3 protein-coding genes, 1 tRNA gene and 1 pseudogene are annotated in these 4,021 nt (G+C 61.6%); all 5 read left to right on the forward strand.

The window, feature by feature from the left end; translation table 11 throughout:
• A pseudogene (locus tag RT567_RS14390) lies at positions 1-291 on the forward strand (uroporphyrinogen-III synthase); the annotation flags it as partial.
• Positions 292-338: 47 nt separating this feature from the next.
• Positions 339-414 (forward strand) — tRNA-Thr (locus tag RT567_RS14395).
• Positions 415-836: 422 nt separating this feature from the next.
• The gene (locus tag RT567_RS14400) at positions 837-1,889 is read left to right on the forward strand and encodes an SIR2 family protein (RefSeq protein ID WP_313576952.1); all 1,053 of its coding nucleotides are present in this window, start codon (positions 837-839) and stop codon (positions 1,887-1,889) included.
• On the forward strand, positions 1,886-3,625 hold the full coding sequence (locus RT567_RS14405; protein WP_313576953.1) for an ATP-binding protein: 1,740 nt from the start codon (positions 1,886-1,888) through the stop codon (positions 3,623-3,625). The genes RT567_RS14400 and RT567_RS14405 overlap by 4 nt, the downstream gene beginning before the upstream one ends.
• 226 nt (positions 3,626-3,851) lie before the next feature.
• Positions 3,852-3,983 carry a hypothetical protein gene (locus tag RT567_RS14410; protein WP_313576954.1) on the forward strand — a complete coding sequence of 44 codons (132 nt, stop codon included), beginning with the start codon at positions 3,852-3,854 and terminating at the stop codon, positions 3,981-3,983.
• Positions 3,984-4,021: the final 38 nt, after the last annotated feature.

Here is a 4,021-nt window from a genome sequence, read left to right on the forward strand (position 1 = left end):
GGCCGCTCGGTCCAGCGCCTTCCCGTCTACGCCGCCTTCGAGACCCACGCGCCAGCGCCCGAAACCTTCGACGCCGTCATGCTCCACTCGCCGCGCGCCGCCCGCGCGCTTGCTACGATGCAGGCGGCCGACCTGCCCCGCGTCGCCGCATTCGGCCGCGTCGCCATCTGCATCTCCGAAGCCGCCGCCACGCCCCTGCGTCCCTTCGATTTCGCCGAAATCCGCATCGCCGCCGCCCCGGACGAACCAGCGATGCTATCGGCTCTTGGCAAGCCTGCCGCTCCCGTATAAAGAGCCCTCCTCGCTCGCTCGCGCCTATTCGCGCGGACGACGCCGGGGCCGCTTTAGCTCAGCTGGTAGAGCACCTCATTCGTAATGAGGGGGTCAGGTGTTCGAGTCACCTAAGCGGCACCACCTTTCCAAAGCAGCACTCGCTTTGACGCCCGGCCGAGATAAGCCGGAAGGCGCTTCCGCTTGGGAGTTGCGTGGGTATGCGGTGGGAAGGCCTCTTACCAAGGCTCGCCTTCGTAATGCGGGATCAGGTGTTCGAGTCACTTAAGCGGCACCACCTTTCCAGAGCAGCGCTAAACAGGAAGCTATCTCGTAATGGGCGGGGAGAGCTTCCAGATGAGAGTTCAGTGGGTACCCGGTGGGAAGGGCCTTGAGCCGCTTATCATGAACGACGTTCGGAGCGTCTGCTTCTGGCCCACTCGCCGGCCCTACAGGTCCACGGCGCGCCGCTCCTCCGCCAACTCGAGGATTGTAGATCTCAGCCACTCGCGCCAAGCGTGCCGAGAAGCTAAGCTTCTCCATGCAAGTAATGCATCGGGGGGAGCATGGCGGCCAAGACCGCGCCGGAGATAGCGCGCGAGTTCGCGCAGGCGACACTGAGTCTAGCACCGGTGATCATCCTCGGCAGCGGCGCGTCCGCATCCCATGGGGTGCCGGGGATGTGGCCGCTGGCCGTTCAGCTTTCTAGCGCGGTCACCCCCATCGATTGGGGCACCGAAGAGGTGGCCGAGTGGAGCAAGTTCAAGGATCGGCTTGCGGCCAAGGATGATCTTGAGACGGCGCTAAGCGCGGTACGGCTCACTGACCGGCAGACAGCTTTCGTCGCCAGCGAGACCCGCGCCTTCCTCCTACCGGCCGACCTTACTGTCTTGGAAAGGCTGCTTGAGGATCGGCGATCCCTACCGCTTTCGCGCCTGTTCAAACACCTATTCACCAGCACCCATCGGACGCTGCATGTCGTCACGCCGAACTACGACCGTCTTGCGGAGTACGCCGCAGATGCAGCCGAGCTCTCGACGTTCACCGGATTCAGCCAAGGTTATTTGCAAACCCGCGCCCGCAGCCCCGACCAGCGCATGCATATTCGGGGCGAGGCGGCCCGAACCGTCTGCGTCTGGAAGGTGCACGGGTCACTCGATTGGTTCCAGGACCAGGACAACCAAATCGTCGGCGTCAGGGCGGCGGGAACAGTGCCCGATGGCTTTACGCCCCTGATGATCACCCCCGGCATCGATAAGTATCGGCTGACGCATGGCGAACCGTTCCGGACCGTCCTTGGCTGTTGCGACAAGGCCCTCGAACAAGCCCGCGCCTACTTCTGTGTCGGCTACGGCTTCAACGACGAGCATGTCCAAACTAAGCTGGTCGAACGCTGTGATCGAGACTCGGTACCGCTGGTGGTGATCACCAAGGAGCTCAGCCCAACAGCGAAGGCGTTCCTCAAGGCCGGACGGTGCCGCAGGTACTTAGCCCTCGAAGAGTCCGGAACCGGCGCGCGGGCCTATACCCATGACACGCCTGACGGCTTCGATATGGCCAGCGAGCCCATCTGGCAGTTGGCCGAATTCCTAGACATGACAATTGGTGTGAGCACATGAGCATCTTGGATTTCAACGACGAGGATGCGCTAGGACGGGTTCTTTCGGTCGATACCTCCACGGTCGTTGTGCGCGTCGACGACGTTGCGGCTCTGCGGGCGCTGCAGGTCAACCGGCTTGTGGCATTGCAGAGCAGTTTGGCAGGCCAACGCCTGATCGGTGTTATTCAGAAGATTACCCGAACGGCTGTCGAAGAAGCGAAAGTCGCGGATATCGAGAAGGGAGAGGAGGCGCATCCCGAGCTTAATCTAGTCCGCATCGCTCTTATCGGCACGCTCCTTGATCTCGTCGGGGGGCGCCCGAACGTCTTCCGGAGAACCTTGGAGACAGTCCCCGAAATCGACGCCTGCTGCTTCGCACTCGAGGGCGAACGCCTGACGCGCTTCATGGAAGTGATCTCAGCGGTGACTGGCGACGGGCAGAGGCTTTCTCTTGGGACCTATACGCTCGACAAGAACGCCGAGGCCTTCGTCAACGGCAACAAGCTCTTCCAGCGGCACGCGGTCATCGTCGGGAGCACAGGCTCAGGGAAATCATGGACGACCGCTCGCCTGCTTGAGCAGGTGGCGGACCTGAAGAGCGCCAATGCAGTCGTCTTCGACATGCACGGCGAATACGCCTCACTGCAAGGCGAGGGGTTCGCGCACTTCCGTGTCGCCGGGCCTGGAGACATTGAGGCCGGCCGCAAGCTGGCGGACGGAGTACTTCATCTGCCTTACTGGCTGATGAGCTATGAGGCCTTAGTCTCGATGTTTGTGGACCGTTCGGATCAAAACGCGCCGAACCAAGCCATGGTCATGTCGCGCTCCATTGTGGAGGCGAAGACGAAATTCCTGGAGACAGGAAAACACAGCGAGGTGCTCGCCAATTTCACGATCGACAGTCCCGTTCCTTTCTTGATTGAGGACGTGTTGGCGGCGCTGGACCGCCTGAACGTGGAGATGGTAGCCGGCTCCGGTGGCCGTGAGAAACAGGGGGATTTCCACGGCAAGCTCAGCCGGCTGATCCAGCGCTTAGAAGCGAAACGAGGAGACCGCCGATTAGGCTTCCTGTTCCCGGCCCCGGGCATCGCGGACAGCTACTCCTGGCTGGAGGAACTGGTGCAGGCGCTGCTCGCCGGTAGAGCGGCCAAATCCGGCAAGGGCGGGGTGAAGATCATCGACTTCTCCGAGGTGCCGTCGGATATCCTGCCGCTCATAGTTGGCATGGTTGCGCGTGTGGCATTCTCCGTTCAGCAGTGGAGCCCGGCAGGTTATCGCCACCCCCTGGCCCTCTTCTGCGACGAGGCGCATCTCTATATTCCGCAGGAGGCGGCCTCCGGTGCCGCCGAGAACGCGATCCAGACCTTCGAGCGGATCGCCAAGGAAGGGCGCAAGTACGGGGTGGGGCTCGTCGTCATAAGTCAGCGGCCAGCCGAGGTCAGCCGGACAGTCGTGAGCCAGTGTAGCAACCTGATCGCTATGCGTTTGACCAACGGCGACGACCAAGCGGTAGTCCGCCGGCTGCTGCCCGACAGTCTAGGCGGCTTCGGTGACTTGCTACCGGTGCTGGACACCGGGGAGGCACTGGTCGTCGGCGACGCCATTCTGCTGCCGACTCGGATCCGGATTACGCAGCCGAAGAACGAGCCCTTGAGCGGCACCATCGATTTTTGGGACCGCTGGTCCGACGACACAGTCGCAGACAAGCTCGGGGTCGCCGTGGACGCTTGGCGGCGGCAGAGCATGAGCAAGTAGGACGACCGGTCGAGTTGGAACTTAATCCGAGGGGTCACACAAAGGACGCTTCGGCGTCTGACAGTTCCTTTACGCTGAAGCCGTAAAGCTCGCACACAAGAGAATCGAGCTGTTGTTCCTCGTTTGAAATCCTCTCGCGCAAATCTCGCGCAACGATGGCAGAAGGTCCGCCGCTTAGCTCCCGATAAGCTTCTGCGAGGTTGTCGTGTAACTCCACGATCCGATCATGAATATCGACATCGCTCTGAACTTTCCAATTTATCCGCCGGATAGGCAACTGGCTGACAGCGTTGTCGAAATACTCCCGAATGCCATTGCTCTTGAGCTTCCCAATGCCCTGATGTCAATCGGCGTCTAAAAGGGACCCCCTATCGGCGTGCAATAGGGACCCCCTTG

Source organism: Brevundimonas sp., from assembly GCF_032107865.1.
Taxonomy (GTDB): Bacteria; Pseudomonadota; Alphaproteobacteria; order Caulobacterales; family Caulobacteraceae; genus Brevundimonas.

What these genes read in the sequence shown, in the direction of transcription:
- RT567_RS14410 (WP_313576954.1), top strand. Translation starts at nt 3,852, where the DNA reads ATGAATATCGACATCGCTCTGAACTTTCCAATTTATCCGCCGGATAGG.
- RT567_RS14400 (WP_313576952.1), top strand. Translation starts at nt 837, where the DNA reads ATGGCGGCCAAGACCGCGCCGGAGATAGCGCGCGAGTTCGCGCAGGCG.
- RT567_RS14405 (WP_313576953.1), top strand. Translation starts at nt 1,886, where the DNA reads ATGAGCATCTTGGATTTCAACGACGAGGATGCGCTAGGACGGGTTCTT.